We start from the raw sequence: 17,543 nt of genomic DNA, 5'->3' as shown, positions 1-17,543 counted from the left end.
GATTTCGTAACCCGAAGAACCAGCGGCTACGGACCCGTACCGCTACCACCCGCCGCCACCGCGGACACCTCAACCCCGCTTAAATTCGAAGAGCCGGTATCGATGCGACTTCTCGAGAATGAGCCGCGGCACAGGGGGCATTCGACGGGCGGTACGGGTAGTTTCCCCCGGCCATCGCACCTCTGGCATTTTTGGGATTCCTTGCCGTCGATCGCGGGCCGCATGTATCCCGGCGTGTAGTGCCCAGGATCTCCTGGCGATGCCCCGGGGGTGTGGTAGCCGCCTGACCGCTCCGCTGGCCGTGAGCCACGATCAACCACGGTCCAACCACTGCCCCGGCGTGCGAAGCAGTCTTCGCAGTACGCATCGGCCACTCACTCAACGTAGCCAAGACGTGACTCGATCGGTGGCGCTCCGAGTGGGGCCGTCCGCGTCGACGCCGGATTGCTAATGTTTTTAGAACATATTTCTGTAAAGAGAAAATCGGCTTGCCGACCCGTCCCCGTTAGCACCGGCTCGTCGGTCATTGTGCTGCCTTGCCCTGCCGCGATCACGTTGTCCACTCGCGGCCTGAGGTGCCGGCGATGAGGGAGGCTGGGGCGATGGCGACTGGGACTTCTGGAGCGACCGGGACGTATTCTCGGCCGTAGGAGGTTTTCAAGATCTGGTGTCGAACTCCTCGAAGACCAGCAGGGTTCGCGTGTTGACGACGCCGGGCATGCCCTGGATCTCGTCGAGGACCAGGCGGCGCAGGTCGGTGTTGTCCTTCGCGCGGACCAGCAGGATCACGTCGAACTCGCCGCCGACCAGCGCGATGTGGACCACCCCGGGCAGCGCCCGTAACCGGTCGCCGACCTCGCGCCACTCCGCCTGGTGCAGGTTCACCGTGACGTAGGCCGAGGTCGTCATGCCGGCCGCGATGTGGTCTATGTCCGCGCGGAAGCCCCTGATCACGTTCGTCTCGCGGAGGCGCTGGACCCGGGCGTACGCGTTGGCCCGGGAGATGTGCAGCGCCTCGGAGAGGTGGCGGATCGACATCCGCCCGTCGCGGCCGAGCTCCGTGAGGATCTGTCGATCGATGTCGTCGACCACCTGTCCATCTCCCGTCCTCGATCCTGCTCGCGGTTGGACGTCTGGCTTCCGAAGTCCGCCCGCGGAGCGCAGAATTCTCGATCTGTCCCGGATTATGGAACAGGAGTGCTCCAGGTAACAGCATGAGCAGATGAGCCTGCTGCCGTCCGACACTCCCGTCACGCTCATGGACCTGGAGAAGCCGCCCGAGGACGATGTCCTGTTGCGGTCACTCCAGCACCTGATCACCGCCCGGCGGATCAACGATCAGGCGTACGCCCTGGTCCGGCAGGGCCGCCTCGCGGTCTACCCCTCGTCGCACGGTCAGGAGGCCTGCCAGGTCGCGGCCGCGCAGGTTCTCGAACCGGGGGACTGGCTCTTCCCGACCTACCGGGACACGGTCGCGGCGGTGGTCAAGGGCGTCGATCCCGTGGAGGCGTTGAGCCTGCTCAAGGGGGACTGGCACTGCGGCTACGATCCGCGCGAGCATCACGTGGCGCCGCACACCACGCCGCTCGCCACCCAGCTGCCGCACGCGGTCGGGGTCGCCCACGCGGCGCGGCTGCGCGGTGAGCCGACCGTGGCGATGGCGATCTGCGGCGACGGCGGGACCAGCGAGGGCGACTTCCACGAGGCGCTCAACTTCGCGGCCGTGTTCCACGCGCCGGTCGTCTTCTTCGTGCAGAACAACGAGTACGCGATCAGCGTCCCGCTCGCCCGGCAGACCGCGGCGCCGTCGCTCGCGCACAAGGGGGTCGGCTACGGGATTCCCGGTCAGCGCGTGGACGGCAACGACATGCCGGCGCTGCTGTCGGTGCTGGGTGCGGCGGTCGAGCGGGCGCGATCCGGCGGTGGCCCGCAGCTGATCGAGGCGCACACGTACCGGATGCAGGCGCACACGAACGCCGACGACGCGTCCCGCTACCGCCCCGAGTCGGACGTCGCCGCCTGGGTGGATCGTGACCCGATCGTCCGGCTTCGATCATATCTGACCGAGCGCGGCGTGCTGACCGACGCGATCGAGGCCGCGTTCGCCGAGGAGGCCGCGCGCGTCGCCGAGCACCTCCGCGAGGGGATCGATCAGGATCTCAAGATCAACTTCCAGGACCTTTTCGCGTACGTCTACAGCACGCCGACGACGCAGCTGGAGGAGCAGGCGGCCGTGGTCGCCGACGAGCTGAGCAGGGAGGCCGCACCGTGACCGCGATGGTGACCCACGAGAAGCTGTCGATGGCGCAGACGCTGAACCGGGCACTGCGCGACGCGATGACCGACGACCCCACGGTGCTCGTCTTCGGGGAGGACGTCGGCCCGCTCGGCGGCGTCTTCCGGATCACCGACGGGCTGACGGCCGAGTTCGGCGAGACCCGCTGCTTCGACACGCCGCTCGCCGAATCCGGCATCGTCGGGCTGGCCGTCGGGATGGCGATGAACGGGATGCGCCCCGTCGTCGAGATGCAGTTCGACGCGTTCGCCTACCCCGCGTTCGAGCAGATCATCAGCCACGTCGCGAAGATGCGGAACCGCACCCGTGGCCGGGTCACGCTGCCGATGGTGATCCGGGTGCCGTACGCCGGCGGCATCGGCGGGGTCGAGCACCACTGCGACTCGTCCGAGGCGTACTACGCGCACACCCCCGGCCTGCAGGTGGTCACGCCGGCCACCCCGGCGGACGCGTACACGCTGCTGCGCGCCGCGATCGCCGACCCCGATCCGGTGATCTTCCTGGAGCCCAAGAAGCTCTACTGGAGCAAGGACGAGGTCGCGCTCCCGGACACCGGCGCGCCGGGCATCGGGACCGCGGTGGTCCGGCGGGAGGGCACCGACGCCACCCTGATCGCGTACGGCCCGTCGGTGCCGGTCGCCCTGGAGACCGCCGCGGTGGCCGCGCAGGAGGGCCGCAGCCTCCAGGTGATCGACCTGCGCTCGATCGTCCCGTTCGACGACGCCACGGTCTGCGACGCGGTCCGCGCCACCGGCCGCGCCGTGGTGATCACCGAGTCCGCCGGATTCGCCGGGGTCTCCGCGGAGATCGCCGCCCGGGTGACCGAGCGCTGCTTCACCAGCCTGGCCGCCCCGGTCCGCCGGGTGACCGGTTTCGACATCCCGTACCCGCCGCCGAAGTACGAGCACCTCCAGCTGCCCGGCGTGGACCGGGTGCTGGACGCCGTCGACGACCTCGCCTGGGAGCAGTGATGATCTTCAACCTGCCGGACCTCGGCGAGGGCCTGACCGAGGCCGAGATCGTCCAGTGGCTGGTGGCCGAGGGCGACGAGATCGCGAGAGACCAGCCGGTGGTCGAGGTGGAGACCGCCAAGGCCGTGGTCGAGGTGCCGTCGCCGTACGCCGGCCGGGTGGCCACCCTGCACGCGACGGCGGGCAGCACCCTCGCGGTGGGCGCGCCCCTGATCAGCGTCGCCGAACCGGCCGCCGACACCGGCTCCGGCAACGTCCTGATCGGCTACGGCACCTCGGCCGCCGGGGTGTCCGGGCGCAAGCGCCGTCCGCGCGTCCCCGTGCAGCCGTCCAGCCACACGCGGCCGCCGCAGGTGGTGTCCCCGCTGGTCCGCACCCTGGCCCGGTCCACCGGCGTCGACCTGGCCACGGTCACGCCGACCGGTCGCGGGGGAGTGATCACACGGGCCGACGTGGAGCGGGCCGCCGCATCGGTCGTGACGCCGGTGGCCGCTTCGCCGGTGGCTGCGCCGCCGGTGGCTGCGCCGCCGTCGGCCGGATCGCCGGTGACTGTTCCGCCGCCGGGATCGGCGGTGCTCGCTCTGCCGGAATCGGGGGAGACGCGGGTGCCGCTGAGCGGATTCCGGAAGGCGGCGGCGGTCGCGCTCGGCCGGAGCCGGGCGGAGATCCCCGAGGCGACCGTCTGGGTGGACGTGGACGCCACCGAACTCTGGCGGCTGCGCGAGAGCAACCCCGACGGGCCCGGGCTGCTGGCCTATCTGGCCCGGTTCACGATCGCCGGGCTGCGTGAGTTCCCGGTGCTCAACGCCCGCTTCGACGGCGAGCGCCAGGAGATCGTCGAGCTCGCGACGATCAACCTCGGGATCGCCGTACAGGGGAAGCGGGGTTTGCTGGTGCCTTCTGTCCTCGATGCCGGGCGGCTGACGACGCGTGAGCTGTCCCGCGAGATCCGGAGGCTGACGGCTGCCGCGCGGGAGGGCCGGGTCAGCGAGCGCGAACTGTCCGAGGGCACGTTCACGCTGAACAACTACGGCAGCCTCGGCGTCGACGGCAGCGCCGCCATCATCAACCACCCGCAGGTCGCGATCCTCGGCTTCGGCCGCATCCTCGACCGCCCCTGGGTGGTCGGCGGCGAGCTCTGCGTCCGCAAGATCACCCAGATGAGCTTCGTCTTCGACCACCGGGTCTGCGACGGCGGCACGGCGGCCGGTTTCATGCGCACGATCGCCGACGCCATCGAGAACCCACCGTCCGTGATCGCCCGCCTGTGAACCGCCCGCTGTGACTTGCCGGCCTGTGAACCGCCGGCCTGTCTGCTATTGACCGGCGCCGATAGGGTGTGCGCCGTGGAAACGGTGTTCTTCGGACTGGTCTTCATGGCGGTCGGCGCGGTGGTCATCGGTGTGGGCGTCCGCCATCGCGCCACCCAGCGGCTCCTCGCGAGCCGTGGCGTCGCGGTGCCCGGCCGGGTGGAGAGCCTGGAGATCCGCCGTACGTCCGGCACGTCCGGGTCCACGGTGTCCCCGGTGATCTCCTTCCGGGACGGTGCGGGCCTTTCGCGTACGTTCCGGCTGAAGCTCGGCGGCAGTTCCGTGCGGTACCCGGTGGGCTCGGCGGTCCCGGTCCGCTACCTGCCGGAGAACCCGGAGGTGGCCGATCTGGACGCCGCCGACTACCGGGGCTGGTCCTACGCGGTCACCTTCGGCACCGGCGCGGTCTTCTTCCTGATCGGCCTGGCCAGCGCCGCGTACGGCATCACCGGCCCCTGACCGTCCCCCGGCCCGCATCGCGGATCGGCCGGCGTGCGCGGGCGGTCTGACGTCGTGGATGCCGTCGGCGTGACGGGGCAGCCGAGTGATCCACGTACGCTGAACGCCCGGGTGCGGCTCGCGGCCCGCTACTGTCAGGGTGGCCACGACCGGGCCGCCCTCCTCGAGCTCGGCGAGCGGATCATCGCCGAGGTTCACCGGGTCCTCGGCCCGGAACGGCAAGACCTGCTTCTGGTACGCGCGGTGTCGATCTCCTCGTACCCGGCGGGCGGGCGTGCGGAGGAGGCGCTCGCGGTCGCCGAGCGCTACCCGGTGCCCGACGACGAGGAGTAGCGGGTGCTGCGGCCGGAACGGATCAGTGTGCCGGCGCCGACCAGGATCGTGCCGCCGATGAGGAGGAACAGCCCGGCGAGCCGGAAGTCGCCGGTGTGGTCGACGGGGGTGTCGTCCGTGTCGACGTTCAGGCCGGCACCCTCGAGGTGAACGACGGTGCCCCGGTACAGCGTCACGCGTACCGTCTGGCCCACCGCGTCACCGGGGAGTTGCCCGTGCAGCGTCAGCCCGGCCGACACGCGGCGGCCGTCGACGTCCATCGTGGCCTGGGAGTTCGTCAGCGCGGTCAGCGTCGCGCCGACCGTGGCCCGGCAGTCCGTCGCGGTGAACGTCTGGGCCGGCGAGCAGGTGGGTGCGTCATGGAACCGGTCCAGGCCGGAGGAGCCGTACCGCGAACCCACCAGCATGAGGACACCGACCGTCCAGAATCCGGCCAGTGCCAGCAGCGCCCTGCGCATCGTGCTCACCAGATCATTCTCGGCCGGCGAGGGCCAGGGCGACGTCCAGCTCGTGCTGCTTGGCCGGGGACAGGAGACCGATCCGGGTCAGCAGGGAGTCGCGGCTGACGGTCGTACCCCAGGTGCAGAAGATCTTCCCTTGCTGCGGCAGCGCCACCCGGACCACGCCGGGTTCGGCCAGACCCTCCTCCGCGCCGAAGAACACCTCGATGCCGGTCGCGCGGGGATCCGGCCCGGCCGCGTCGAGGACCCGGCGGCGCTCGTCGGGGTCGGCCGCCTGGTCGCCGGAGAGCAGCAGGAATCCGGCCTTCTGCGCGGGGGTGGCCGGTGCGACGATCTGCACGGCCGGGAAGTCCGGGCCCGGTCCACCCGAGAGCAGCACGACGGCCCGCTCCTCGTCGAGCCGGGCCCACCAGAGCTCACCACGTTCCACATGCCCTCCTCGCGGATGACCGTAGCGGTGCTGGATTCGTTGAGGGTAGCTCAGCCGGTACACAGCCGACGGGGCACAGGATCGACGCATGTCGCCTCGTCGTGGTGCCCCGCCGGCCGGTGACCGGTGTCAGCCGATGCGGGCGACGCCGCCGAACAGGTAGACCTCCGGCTCCGCCGAGTCCGGGGCCGGGCGCCAGCGCGAGCACGTGACGACGCCCGGCTCCAGCAGGTCCAGGCCGTCGAAGAAGCGTTCCAGCTCCGCCTTCGTCCGCGCGCGGATCGGGGTGCCGCCGCGCTCGGTGGTCTCGCGCATCACCCGCAGCATCGGCTCGCCGTGGATCTCGGCGGTGGAGTGGGTGAGGACCAGGTGGCTGCCGGGCGGCATCGCCCGCACCAGCCGGGCGACCGAGGCGTACGCCACCTCGTCGTCCATGATGTGGTTGACGACGCCGAGGATCATGAGCCCGATCGGCTGGGAGAAGTCGAGCGTCTCCCGCGCGGCGTCCAGGATGCTCTCCGGTTCGCGCAGGTCGGCCTCGACGTAGGTGCAGGCGCCCTCCGGCGTGCTGTTCAGCAGCGCCCGCGCATGCTCCATCACCAGCGGATCGTTGTCGACGTAGACGATCCGGCTGCCCGGGTCGAGCGACTGCGCGACCTCGTGGGTGTTGTCCGCCGACGGGAGCCCGGTGCCGACGTCGAGGAACTGGCGGATGCCGGCGTCCTCGACGAGGAACCGGACCACGCGCTTGAGGAAGACCCGCTCGGCCTTCGCGCCGATCGGGATGTCCGGGATGTGGGCGATCACCTCGTCGCCGGCGGCCCGGTCGGCCTCGAAGTTGTCCGTGCCGCCGAGCCAGTAGTTCCAGATCCGCGCCGAGTGCGGAACCGACGTGTCCAGTGTGGAGCTCTCCTCGGTCATGGGCGGCATTCTTCCGCCTCGATGGGGTGATCGCGCAAGAGGCCGGCCGTGCTCACCATGCCGGAATCCGCTCGCGGCGTCGCGGCCCGAGCGGCCGCTACCGGTCGTCGGCGTGCCGGGCGATGTCCCGGAGGTCGTCCGCGGCCATCCTGATTCCCGCGCACACGGCGTACTTCACGACGGTGTGCAGCGTGGCGCAGATGACGGCGATCACGAGCAGGTATCCCGCGCCCCTGAACAGCAGCATGACCAGGGGGTCCCAGTTCTCCATCATGTCCGCGGCAACCTTTCGTGTCCGGGTCGGGAGGGTGCCCGACTCATCAATCCTTGCTGGTGAGGGGCGTGCGGTGCCGGTCTTCGCGCAGGTTCGGGAGGGTGGGCGGCGGACTTCTCTGATCCCGCTGGTCAATTTCGGGCAGGGCCCTCACTCGGTCGTGCTGCTCCGTGCTCGTGCTCTCGCCTCGACACGGCGTTGTCCACAGGCGGCCCGCCAAGATCACTATTTTTCGGGCAGGATGCCTGTTGGGATGGGGGATTCCCCCGGTATGGGGTGGGAGCCGGGCATACGCGCCGAATGCGCCAGCAGGTTCACGGGTGTGTCCGGGTGCTCGAGGTACCCGTGATCCCACTGGTCAATTCCGGCGGGATCGTCACCGGCGGGGGTCGCGGGGTGGCCGTCCGGTCGGGGTGGGCCCTGTTCGGCCGGCTTGATCGACATTTCATGATCACCCGTGGAGATGATCTTCGTGGCCGGCGTTCAGGGGTGTCTCGACGGGCTCGAGTGACCTCTGGGCGCCGGCTTTCCCGGCGCGGCTGGCGGTCACGGGTCTCTCGGACCGCCCGAGACACCCCGGAGCGCCAGCCCACCACGCCGATACACCCCGGAGCGCCAGCCCACCGCCCCATGCGGTGAGGCGAGGCGGGGGCGAGCGACGGGGCACCCGCCGCGGGATCCGGCGTCCCGTCCGGGCGGGCCAGAATTGACCAGCAGGGTCTTCTCTTCGCCGTCGCCGCCGTCCGTGGCTTCACGCTCGGCCTGCCGGTGGGCACCGTGTCCGGGCTGCTCGCCCGCATCGGGGTGGCCATGGTGGTGTACACGCTGATCGGCGTCGGGATGGGCGCCCTGCTCCGTGATCAGGCCATCGCCCTGGTCGTGGTGATCGGCTACCTGTACATGGGTGAGCCGATGCTGATGCTGATCCCCGGCGTCAACGCGCTCTACCCGGTGCTGCCGGGCGGCGCCACGGCATCCCTCACCGACTTCACGTACCTCGCCGACGCGATCTCCCAGGAGGTCGGCAGCGCGTCCGTCACGCTGCTCCCACCCGCGGCGGGCGCCCTGCTGCTCCTCGGGTACGCCCTGGCCGCCTCACTGCTCGCCGTCGTCATCCCGATGCGCCGCGACATCACCTGACGGGAGCTCCACCGGGTGTCAGCCGCCGGCAGGTTCGGGCCCGGGGATGATCGCTGGGTCGGTGCGGCGGGGTGGCCTTCGCGGCAGCCGCACCCGGCGTGGCGGGCCGCCCTCCCCGAACCCCAACATCCCACCACGTCAGGGGCGAATGGCTGCGAATGCGGTTGCGGGCCGGTTGCCGTCAGCGCCACGTCAGCGGCGTTTCAGCAGAGCGCTGCACTGTGGACGGACCATTCGCGCGGCAAAAGGAAGACGGAATATGAGATGGCGAAGAGTCCTGGCCGGGCTCGTGGCGGCGGTGTGCGCCGCGTTCGTGACGGAAACGGTCACCGCCGGGCCGGCGTGGGCTGATCAGGAACCGACATCGGTGTCGCTGACCCCGCAGAGCGGCACCGCGTACCTCGGCTACGAGGACCAGGACGTGATGCGGGTCGACGTCTACGGTGGCGACGGTGGCGGCAGTTTCGGCGTCCGGCTCGGGTCGACCTGGCTCTGCTCGGGCGCGGTCGGCAACTACACCGGCACCTGTTCGATTCCGGCCTCGCAGCTGGCCGTCGGCACGTACTCGATCTGGGCCTATTACACCGGCGACGAGAACTCCTCCGCGGCGGCGTCCAGCCTGGTCACGCTCACGGTGGAAAAGCAGACGAGCTCCAACTTCCTTTCCCTGTACGACCCCAACGGCTCGACGGTGACGGGCGATCCGATGCTCGTCTACGGCAGCGAACAGTGGTACTCGTTCGGCGGCGCCGTGCTCGCCGCCCACATCGGCAAACCCACCGGCACGGTGACCATCACGGACACCACGGCGTCCGGGACGACCACCCTGTGCAGCGGGCCGCTGGACAGCACCGGCTCGATCGGCTACTGCGGTCTGGGCGCGACCACCCTGCCGGTCGGCAGCAACCAGATCACCTCGACCTACGGCGGCGACGCGAACTTCACCGGCTCCAGCACCCAGCGGACGATCACCGTGCTGGCCGTGCAGCCGACGACCACGGCGGTGACGCTGTCGGCCGCCTCGGTGCCCTACGACGCCGAGCAGACCGAGGTCTTCACCGCCAAGGTCACCCCCTCGACCAGCGGTACGCCGACCGGGAAGGTCACGATCGCCACGGGCACGACGGCGATCTGCACGATCACCCTCTCCGGCGGGACCGGCACGTGCAAGCCGTCCAGCGGCAGCCTGCTGCGGCCGGGCACTTACCCGATCACCGCCACGTACAGCGGTGACGCCACGAACACCGCCTCCTCGGACACCTCGCAGACCCTGACCGTGGCGAAGGAGCCGACCACCACCCTGCTGACCCTCTCCGCGGACACCGTCGCCGTCGGCGCCGAGGACGCCGAGGTCTTCACCGTCGAGGTCCTCCCCGCCACCGCGGGCACCCCGACCGGCAACGTGACGATCAAGGCCGGCGCGGTGGCGATCTGCACGATCTCCCTCGCCACCAACGTGGGCTGCTCCCCGAAGCCCAGCCTCTTCAAGGTCGGCACCTACCAGATCACCGCGACCTACAACGGCGACGGCACGTACGCCACCTCGATCTCCAACCCGGCACAGACCCTCAACGTGGTGGAGCTCCTCAACCGCCGCCGGGAACTCTGACACCCGGCACCGGCTGTCCCCGCGCCCGGAAAGGCGCGGGGACACCGGGTAGCGTCTCGGGCCATGAGCTTCGCGGGGAGGATCAGGCCGGTCGTCGATCGGGTCTACATCGGGGTGCGGGCGGCATCGCGGGAGCGGGTCATGGCCGTCTACGCCGAGCACGGGGTGAAGCCCGGGTTCGAGGGCAGCTTCTACTTCGGGCTGCTGGCGCGGCCGATGCCGGCGGAGAGCTTCGCGGCGGTGACCTCGTACGGCAGCGGGGACATGAGCGCGGAGCTGGCATCCGGCACCGCGGAGGTGGGGGCTGACGGGACGTGGCGCCTCACCGAGCGTGGGCGGGCGGTGGCCATGGCCGTACAGGAGAAGATCGGTGAAGTTGCGGCGCAGCGGTGGCGGCCCGGACCGCCCCTGGACGCGATGCTGCCCGGGGTGGACGCCTGGGAACGCCTCGCCGACCTGGTCGGGCGCCTTCTCGACGCGGGGCGGGCGACCGGTGGGCCGGCCTTCCGGGCGATGGCTCCGGTGTACGAACCGGAGGGCGCGCCGGCGGCGGTACGCCTGACGACCCGGCTGGGTGCGCTGCGGCATCATCGGGCGGACGCGCACCGGGCGGCGTGGCGGGCGGCCGGGCTGACCGCGAGGCAGGTGATGGAGTTGCCCGCCGGGGCGGAGCGGCGGGCCATCGACGCGGAGACCGACCGCCTCGACCAGCCGATCTACGACGTACTCGACGCGCGGGAGCGGATCGAGCTGCTGGCCGGGCTCGGGGCCCTGCCGTGACAGGTTAGGGGACGAAGGTCCCTACTGGTGGCGGCCGGGCGGCGCAAGGCTGGGGGTGTAGCGCAGAGCCCCCACCAGTGAGGTGACGAGGATGCCCGGCAGCGAAGTCTCGATCATGGTAGACGCCCTGGTCAGCGCCGGTTTGAAGGCGTTGGACGACTACGACGGCTTCGATCAGGAGAAGGTCGACCACATCGTCCGGAAGGCGTCGGTCGCGGCGCTCGACCGGCACGCCGCCCTGGCGCGGCTCGCCGTCGAGGAGACCGGGCGAGGGGTCTTCGAGGACAAGGCCGTCAAGAACATCTTCGCGTGTGAGCACGTCACGCACAGCATGGCGACGGTACGCACGGCCGGGGTGATCAGCCACGACGAGATCAGCGGGATCACCGAGATCGCCGATCCGGTGGGCGTGATCGCGGGCATCACCCCGGTCACCAACCCGACCTCGACGACGATCTTCAAGGCCCTGCTGGCGCTCAAGACCCGCAATCCGATCGTGTTCGCGTTCCACCCGGCCGCGCAGCGGTGCAGCGCCGAGGCGGCCCGGATCGTGCGGGACGCGGCGGTCGCGGCCGGTGCGCCGGAGAACTGCGTCCAGTGGATCGACGAGCCGTCGGTCGAGGCGACCACCGCGCTGATGCACCATCCGGGCATCGCCACGATCCTGGCGACCGGCGGCAACGGGATGGTCCGGGCGGCGTACTCGGCGGGCAAGCCGGCCCTGGGTGTCGGCGCGGGCAACGTTCCCGCCTACATCGAGGCGACCGCCAAGCTGCCCCGCGCGGTCAACGACATCGTGCTCTCCAAGGCGTTCGACAACGGGATGATCTGCGCCTCGGAACAGGCCGCGATCATCGACGCGGAGATCTACGACGCCGCGCTGACCGCTTTCCGGGAGCTTTTCGCGTACGTCGTGACGCCCGCGGAGAAGCGCAAGCTGGAGGAGTTCATCTTCGGGGCGGCCGCACACGGCACCGGATGCGACGAGGCGCGGCTCAACCCGGACGTGGTGGGACAGTCCGCCGCGTGGATCGCCGAGCGCGCGGGCTTCACCGTGCCGCCGGAGACCTCGATCCTGCTGGCCGAGGTCGGCGAGGTAGGCCCGGCCGAGCCGCTGACCCGGGAGAAGCTCTGCCCGGTGCTCGCCGTGCTGCGGGCCGGGTCCCGCGCCGAGGGCGTCCGGCTGGCCACCGAGATGGTGGAGTTCCACGGGCTCGGGCACAGCGCGGTGATCCACACCGAGGACGAGGAGCTGGTGGTGGAGTTCGGTCAGCGGGTCAAGGCGGTCCGGGTGATCTGGAACTCGCCGGCCTCGCAGGGTGGCATCGGGGACATGTACAACGCGTTCCTGCCGTCGCTGACCCTGGGGTGCGGCAGCTACGGGCGGAACTCGGTGTCGAACAACGTGTCGGCGGTGAACCTCATCAACGTCAAGCGGATCGGGCGGCGTACCAATAATCTGCAGTGGTTCAAGGTGCCTTCCAAGATCTACTTCGAGCCGCAGTCGATCCGGTACCTGGCCGACATGCCCGACGTGCGGCGGGTCACCGTGGTCACCGACGAGACGATGACCCGGCTCGGCTTCGTGGAACGCGTCAACCGGGTGCTGCAGCGCCGCGCGAACCAGGTCGTCCTGCAGATCATCGACGACGTCGAGCCCGAACCGCGGATGACCACCGTGGAGCGCGGCGCCGAGCTGATGCGCTCGTTCCGCCCGGACACCATCATCGCGCTCGGCGGCGGCTCCGCGATGGACGCCGCCAAGGTGATGTGGCTCAAGTACGAGCACCCGGAGGTCGACTTCGCCGACATGCGGGAGAAGTTCTTCGACATCCGCAAGCGGGCGTTCACCTTCCCCGCGCTCGGCGAGAAGGCCCGGCTGGTCTGCGTGCCGACCACCTCCGGCACCGGTGCCGAGGTGACCCCGTTCGCGGTGATCACCGACCACCGGACCGGCAAGAAGTACCCGCTCGCCGACTACGCGCTCACCCCGACCGTCGCGATCGTCGACCCGGTGCTGACCGCCAGCCTGCCCCGGGCGATCGCCGCGGACAGCGGGTTCGACGCGCTCACCCATGCCATCGAGGCGTACGTGTCGGTCTACGCCAACGACTTCACCGACGGCCTGGCCCTGCACGCCATCCGGCTGATCTTCGCGAACCTGGAGCGTTCGGTGGTGGACGGGGAGAGCGAGGCGCGCGAGCGGATGCACAACGCCGGGACGATCGCCGGGATGGCGTTCGGCAACGCGTTCCTCGGCATCGTCCACGCGATGTCGCACACTCTCGGCGCCACCTTCCACATCGCGCACGGCCGGACCAATGCGGTGCTGCTCCCGCACGTGATCCGCTACAACGGCGCGGCGCCGACGAAGTTGTCCGGCTGGCCGAAGTACGAGAGCTACCGGGCACCGCAGCGCTTCGCCGACATCGCCGCGATGCTCGGCCTGCCGGCGGGCACCCCCGCGGAGGCGGTCGAGGCGCTGGCCGCGGCGATCGAGCGGCTGCGGACCGCGGTCGGCATCGAGCCGTCGTTCGCCCGGCTCGGGGTCGATGAGACGGCGTTCCTCGCGGCACTGCCGCAGCAGGCGCTCAACGCGTACGAGGACCAGTGCGCCCCGGCCAACCCGCGGATGCCGATGATCGACGACATGCAGCGGCTGATGCGGGACGCGTACTACGGCCCGGACCACGACCGGCCGCGCGGCTGACCCGCCGGCGGCGCGCCGTACTGCACCGATCCGGCAACCGACTCGGGCCCGGTTCGCTCACGGCGCGCCGCCGTGGTGCCGATCTGCTGGTCCGGCGGGCGGCTGCCCGTCCCCCGAGGAGAGGCGGCAGGGCTGTGGCGGATCAGACGGGTGCCCGGGAGACGCCGAGCGGTGACGGTCACGGCCTGCTGGCGGAGGCGATGGACCCGATCGGTGCGCCGGACCACCGTCGCGCCCTGGCCGAGAGCGAGGCCCGGTTCCAGGCGGTCTTCGAGTCGTCGCCGATCGGCATGGCGCTGGTCGGGCTGGACGGCGCGTGGCTGCGGGTCAACGCGGCGGTCGCCGCGATCACCGGGTACACCCGTCAGGAGCTGGCCGCCCGTACCTTCCAGACGATCACCCACCCGGAGGATCTGGACGCCGACCTCGACCAGGTGGCCCGGCTGCTCGCCGGTGAGCTGGACAGCTACCAGCTGGACAAGCGCTACATCCGGGCCGACGGTACCGGACCTCTTCCTGCTGATGGACGCGGAGGCCCGGGTGATCCGGGCCAACCGGGCCTGGGAACGGACACTGGGTCACCCGCCCGACGAGCTGTGCGGTACCGGGATCCTTCGTCTCGTCCACCCCGACGACCGGGAGGCCACCATCGCCGCGGTCACCGCAGCCGCCGGGCTGCCCGCCGGGGAGAGAGCGGAACTGGTCAACCGGATGTGCGACCGTGCGGGCGGTCATCACTGGATGAAGTGGCACACCATTCCGCTGCCCGGCCGGGACCTGTTCGCCGCGACCGCCCGGGACATCACCGACGACATCACCCGTCGCCGGATCATCGACGAGCGCGCCCAGCTGCTCGACCTCACCCAGGACGCGGTGATCGTCCGGGGGATGGACGGGCGGATCCGGTACTGGAACCCCGCGGCGGAGCACGTGTACGGCTGGCCCGCCGAGGTCGCCACCGGCCACGACCTGGACCGTCTGCTCGGTACGGCCTGGCCCGGCGGCACCGGACGGGACGAGATCACCGAACTCCTGCACCGCGACGGCCGGTGGGAGGGCGAGGTCGAGCACTGCCGGGCCGACGGGCGGCGGGTGACCATCCTGTCCCGCAAGGCGCTGCAGCGTGACGCCGCCGGCGAGCCGATCGGCATCCTCGCCATCAACACCGACGTCACCGCCCGCCGGGACGACGAGCGTGCCCTGGCCGCCAGCGAGCAGCGGATCCGGTCGCAGTTCACGCACTCCAGCGTGGGCCAGATGATCCGCGGGCTGGACGACGTGATCGAGGACGTCAACCCGGCGTTCGCCGCGATGCTCGGTTACACCCGCGACGAGCTGATCGGGAGCCCGGCCGCGCGGCTGTACGACCCGGCCAAGACCGCGGCCCGGACGGCCGCCCTGGCCGGCATGGTCGCGGGCGTGACCGACTCGGTCAGCGCCGAGGGCCACCTGGTCCGGGCCGACGGCAGCCTGCTGGACGTGCACATGAACATCGCCGCGGTCCGGGGCGCGGACGGCCGGCCGCAGCGGTTCGCCGGTGTCTTCCAGGACATCGCGGCCCGCAAGAGCGCCGAGGCGCAGCGCGACGCCGCGATGGCCACCCTGGCCTCGCAGAACACCCGGCTGGAGTAGGCCGATCAGCTCAAGCTCGACCTGATCGGGATGCTCGGCCACGAGATCGCCAATCCGCTGGCCGCCATCGTCGGTTTCAGCGGTACCGCCCTGGAGCACTGGGAACGGCTGACCCCGGAGAAGAAGCTGCACAGCATGGCCGCGGTCGGGCGCAACGCCGACCGGCTCGGCGCCATCCTCCAGGAGTTCCTGGCGATGGTCACCGTGGAGTCCGGTGAGCTGACCGCCAGGCCCGTACCGGTCCGGGTCACCGAGCGTCTCGCCGGCGTCGTCGAGGCCGCCGGCGGGGATCTCACCGTGGACGGGCCGCCGGACGCCGTCGCCGTCGTGCGGCCCGGCCACCTCGACCAGATCGTCGCCAACCTGCTCTCCAACGCCGCCAAGTACGGCGGCGGTGCGGTCGCGCTCACCGTCCGCCGCGACGGCGGGAGCGTGCGCATCGACGTCGAGGAACGGGGGCCGGGCGTACCGGAGAGCTTCCGTGCCCGGCTCTTCGACCGCTTCTCCCGTGACCCGGCGACCGCGGCCGAGGTACGCGGCACCGGGCTCGGCCTCTACATCGTCCGCGAGCTGGCCCGGGCCAACGGCGGCGACGTCGTGCACCGGGCGCACCCGGCCGGCGGGTCGGTCTTCACCCTGATCCTCCCGGAGGGCGCCACCCGCGGGCGTGACGGCCTGACGGGCTGACGACGCCACAGGCCCGCCTCTCCGCCGCTGCACGGTTTCGGCTACGCCTCCTGGCGCCGGATCCCGTTGATGCTGAGGTACCGGCTCCGTACCCACGTCGGGTCTCGGGTGCTGCGCGGCGCCTGGTCCAGGTGCGGACCGGGGGCGCCGCGCATCCGGCCAATCGAGCGCTCTACGTGCCGAATCCTTGGTACAGGTTCGACAGACCCGTCGTCAGTCGGTCAGGGTGACCTTTTCCGCCTCGCCCTTGTCGATGGCGGTGAAGGTGCTCAAACCGTCGCCTTCGCCGGCCGGCTGCACGAAGATCTTGCCGTCGGCGGCGTCGGCGAAGACGAGATCCAAATCAACCTTCATGTACCAGCCGTCCGGCCCCTTCTCGAAGGTGAAGTGCTCTTTCGTCTCGTTGGGCTCGCAGTCGGTGATCTTCAGGCGGTCGAGTTGGGCGGCGGCGTCTTCCTCCCTCGACAGGCAGTACCAGTAGCCGTCGATCTTCGTCGCGGTCCGCATCAGATACTCGTCCCCGCCGGCCTTGATCGCCAAGGGCGCGAACACCGATCGCTCGTCGGGCTGTTCGGTGACGACCAGCACGCCGTCGGCGCTCACGGTCAGCGCCTTCTTACCGCCGGATTGCACGGTGGTGAAGGTGAACTGCCGTCCGTCACGGATGTCGGCGCCGAAGCCGGAGGCGGCGGCCCCTTCCGCTCCGGTGCTCACCGCAGTGGCCGGAGCCGACGCCGCGGTGGTAGCGGCTGCAGCCGAGCCGGCTCCCGTGGCCGGCTGGGCCTCGGAGTCGCTGGACGAGCAGGCCGCGAGGCTGAGAGCGATTGCGCAGCCCCCTGCGATGGCGCCGATCTTGACCATTGCAAACATGTCGATTCTCCTAAAAGGGCGTGCCGAAGTGGCACCAAACAAAACTCTTCGCCAGGACTGACCGGGCGACTGCCGGGGCCGGCGCGGGTAGCCGGCGGAGTCACACCGGGCCAGGACAGCCGCGCCCGGAAGACCGGGTATGGCGGATGTACTGTCCTTCTGGGATGGCGCCCGTCAGAAATTCATTTCTGGTCTGCGCCGAGGCTGTCGGACAGTCCAGAACGGGCTATTCGCGACACGGTTTCTCCATCACCTCCTCAATGAGCAGACATCTGATATCCAGCCGGACCTGACCGATGTCTATGCGACGGCCCGGCGACTGTGGTGCGGTATTTTGTTCGTGCCTCATCGCGCCGTCTGCACGGCGGCGATCCTCTCCGCGCGGCGCGCGAAGGCGGTCACCGTATCGACGGGTACACAGGGTGCTCGTCAGGGCGAACGGGTAGCCGTCGCCGAACGCGGTCCTGCCGCCCGGCCGGACCGGCGTCGGCCGACCGGGCGGCCGGGCGCAATTCCTGGCCGGTTCTGGTCATGCCGGCCAGGTGGTGGGGAGATCGCCGTCGCTGCCGTCGATGGTGCTGCAGGCGTCCGGTCCCACTCCGGACCCAGCCGACACGGCAGGGGACGTCGTGGTGTCCCGCCTCTGGGGCGGCGACCCCG

18 protein-coding genes and 1 pseudogene are annotated in these 17,543 nt (G+C 70.7%); 12 read left to right on the top strand and 7 right to left on the bottom strand.

Annotated features, from left to right (window positions below):
- Positions 1-657: 657 nt before the first annotated feature.
- On the bottom strand, positions 658-1,092 hold the full coding sequence (locus tag AB0M08_RS40630) for an Lrp/AsnC family transcriptional regulator (protein WP_364505576.1): 435 nt from the start codon (positions 1,090-1,092) through the stop codon (positions 658-660).
- 130 nt (positions 1,093-1,222) lie between these two features.
- Here AB0M08_RS40630 and pdhA point away from each other — a divergent pair, with 130 nt between their 5' ends.
- The 5 genes from pdhA to AB0M08_RS40605 all read left to right on the top strand — a co-directional run bounded on the left by pdhA (position 1,223) and on the right by AB0M08_RS40605 (position 5,369).
- Complete coding sequence (gene pdhA, locus AB0M08_RS40625; RefSeq protein WP_364505574.1) at positions 1,223-2,272, top strand: pyruvate dehydrogenase (acetyl-transferring) E1 component subunit alpha; 1,050 nt, start codon at positions 1,223-1,225, stop codon at positions 2,270-2,272.
- A gap of 5 nt (positions 2,273-2,277) precedes the next feature.
- Positions 2,278-3,267, top strand: a complete 990-nt coding sequence (locus AB0M08_RS40620; protein ID WP_364505580.1) for an alpha-ketoacid dehydrogenase subunit beta — start codon at positions 2,278-2,280, stop codon at positions 3,265-3,267.
- Entirely contained in the window at positions 3,267-4,538 is a 1,272-nt protein-coding gene (locus AB0M08_RS40615) for a dihydrolipoamide acetyltransferase family protein (protein WP_364505572.1), read from the top strand. The genes AB0M08_RS40620 and AB0M08_RS40615 overlap by 1 nt, the downstream gene beginning before the upstream one ends.
- 75 nt (positions 4,539-4,613) lie before the next feature.
- Positions 4,614-5,036 (top strand): DUF3592 domain-containing protein, encoded by a 423-nt coding sequence (locus tag AB0M08_RS40610; protein WP_364505570.1) that lies wholly within the window; start codon positions 4,614-4,616, stop codon positions 5,034-5,036.
- A 33-nt stretch (positions 5,037-5,069) separates the two neighbouring features.
- Entirely contained in the window at positions 5,070-5,369 is a 300-nt protein-coding gene (locus AB0M08_RS40605) for a hypothetical protein (RefSeq protein ID WP_364505569.1), read from the top strand.
- Here the strand turns inward: AB0M08_RS40605 and AB0M08_RS40600 are convergent.
- The 4 genes from AB0M08_RS40600 to AB0M08_RS40585 form a co-directional block, all read right to left on the bottom strand.
- Positions 5,342-5,836 carry a hypothetical protein gene (locus AB0M08_RS40600; protein ID WP_364505567.1) on the bottom strand — a complete coding sequence of 165 codons (495 nt, stop codon included), beginning with the start codon at positions 5,834-5,836 and terminating at the stop codon, positions 5,342-5,344. The two genes, AB0M08_RS40605 and AB0M08_RS40600, sit on opposite strands and share 28 nt — an antisense overlap.
- A gap of 4 nt (positions 5,837-5,840) precedes the next feature.
- On the bottom strand, positions 5,841-6,260 hold the full coding sequence (locus AB0M08_RS40595) for a hypothetical protein (RefSeq protein ID WP_364505565.1): 420 nt from the start codon (positions 6,258-6,260) through the stop codon (positions 5,841-5,843).
- Between the two features lie 129 nt (positions 6,261-6,389).
- Positions 6,390-7,181, bottom strand: a complete 792-nt coding sequence (locus AB0M08_RS40590) for an SAM-dependent methyltransferase (RefSeq protein WP_364505563.1) — start codon at positions 7,179-7,181, stop codon at positions 6,390-6,392.
- A 97-nt stretch (positions 7,182-7,278) separates the two neighbouring features.
- Positions 7,279-7,455 (bottom strand): hypothetical protein, encoded by a 177-nt coding sequence (locus AB0M08_RS40585; RefSeq protein ID WP_364505561.1) that lies wholly within the window; start codon positions 7,453-7,455, stop codon positions 7,279-7,281.
- A 768-nt stretch (positions 7,456-8,223) separates the two neighbouring features.
- On the opposite strand from AB0M08_RS40585, the gene AB0M08_RS40580 reads away from it, so the two are divergent.
- The 4 genes from AB0M08_RS40580 to adhE all read left to right on the top strand — a co-directional run bounded on the left by AB0M08_RS40580 (position 8,224) and on the right by adhE (position 13,694).
- A complete protein-coding gene (locus AB0M08_RS40580) occupies positions 8,224-8,595 on the top strand; it encodes a hypothetical protein (protein WP_364505560.1) in 372 nt (123 codons plus the stop codon).
- Positions 8,596-8,854: 259 nt separating this feature from the next.
- Complete coding sequence (locus AB0M08_RS40575) at positions 8,855-10,204, top strand: Ig-like domain-containing protein (RefSeq protein ID WP_364505558.1); 1,350 nt, start codon at positions 8,855-8,857, stop codon at positions 10,202-10,204.
- Positions 10,205-10,267: 63 nt separating this feature from the next.
- A complete protein-coding gene (locus tag AB0M08_RS40570; protein ID WP_364505556.1) occupies positions 10,268-10,984 on the top strand; it encodes a hypothetical protein in 717 nt (238 codons plus the stop codon).
- A 91-nt stretch (positions 10,985-11,075) separates the two neighbouring features.
- Complete coding sequence (adhE, locus tag AB0M08_RS40565) at positions 11,076-13,694, top strand: bifunctional acetaldehyde-CoA/alcohol dehydrogenase (RefSeq protein ID WP_364505554.1); 2,619 nt, start codon at positions 11,076-11,078, stop codon at positions 13,692-13,694.
- Positions 13,695-13,872: 178 nt separating this feature from the next.
- On the opposite strand, the gene AB0M08_RS40560 is transcribed toward adhE, so the two are convergent.
- The gene (locus AB0M08_RS40560) at positions 13,873-14,046 is read right to left on the bottom strand and encodes a hypothetical protein (RefSeq protein WP_364505552.1); all 174 of its coding nucleotides are present in this window, start codon (positions 14,044-14,046) and stop codon (positions 13,873-13,875) included.
- Between AB0M08_RS40560 and AB0M08_RS40555 the strand changes: the two are divergent.
- The 3 genes and pseudogenes from AB0M08_RS40555 to AB0M08_RS40545 form a co-directional block, all read left to right on the top strand.
- Positions 13,985-14,140 (top strand): annotated as a pseudogene (locus AB0M08_RS40555) (PAS domain S-box protein); the annotation flags it as partial. The gene AB0M08_RS40560 and the pseudogene AB0M08_RS40555 sit on opposite strands and share 62 nt — an antisense overlap.
- 7 nt (positions 14,141-14,147) lie before the next feature.
- Positions 14,148-15,326 (top strand): PAS domain-containing protein, encoded by a 1,179-nt coding sequence (locus tag AB0M08_RS40550; RefSeq protein WP_364505550.1) that lies wholly within the window; start codon positions 14,148-14,150, stop codon positions 15,324-15,326.
- A 21-nt stretch (positions 15,327-15,347) separates the two neighbouring features.
- A complete protein-coding gene (locus AB0M08_RS40545; protein ID WP_364505578.1) occupies positions 15,348-16,013 on the top strand; it encodes a HAMP domain-containing sensor histidine kinase in 666 nt (221 codons plus the stop codon).
- A 213-nt stretch (positions 16,014-16,226) separates the two neighbouring features.
- On the opposite strand, the gene AB0M08_RS40540 is transcribed toward AB0M08_RS40545, so the two are convergent.
- Positions 16,227-16,883: a hypothetical protein gene (locus AB0M08_RS40540; protein WP_364505548.1), complete on the bottom strand. Its 657-nt coding sequence runs from the start codon at positions 16,881-16,883 to the stop codon at positions 16,227-16,229.
- Positions 16,884-17,543: the final 660 nt, after the last annotated feature.

It is taken from the genome of Actinoplanes sp. NPDC051851, assembly GCF_040681165.1.
In the GTDB taxonomy this organism is placed as follows: Bacteria; Actinomycetota; Actinomycetes; order Mycobacteriales; family Micromonosporaceae; genus Actinoplanes.
The sequence above is the reverse complement of the archived record's forward strand: the minus strand, read 5'-3'. Positions and strand labels throughout refer to the sequence as shown.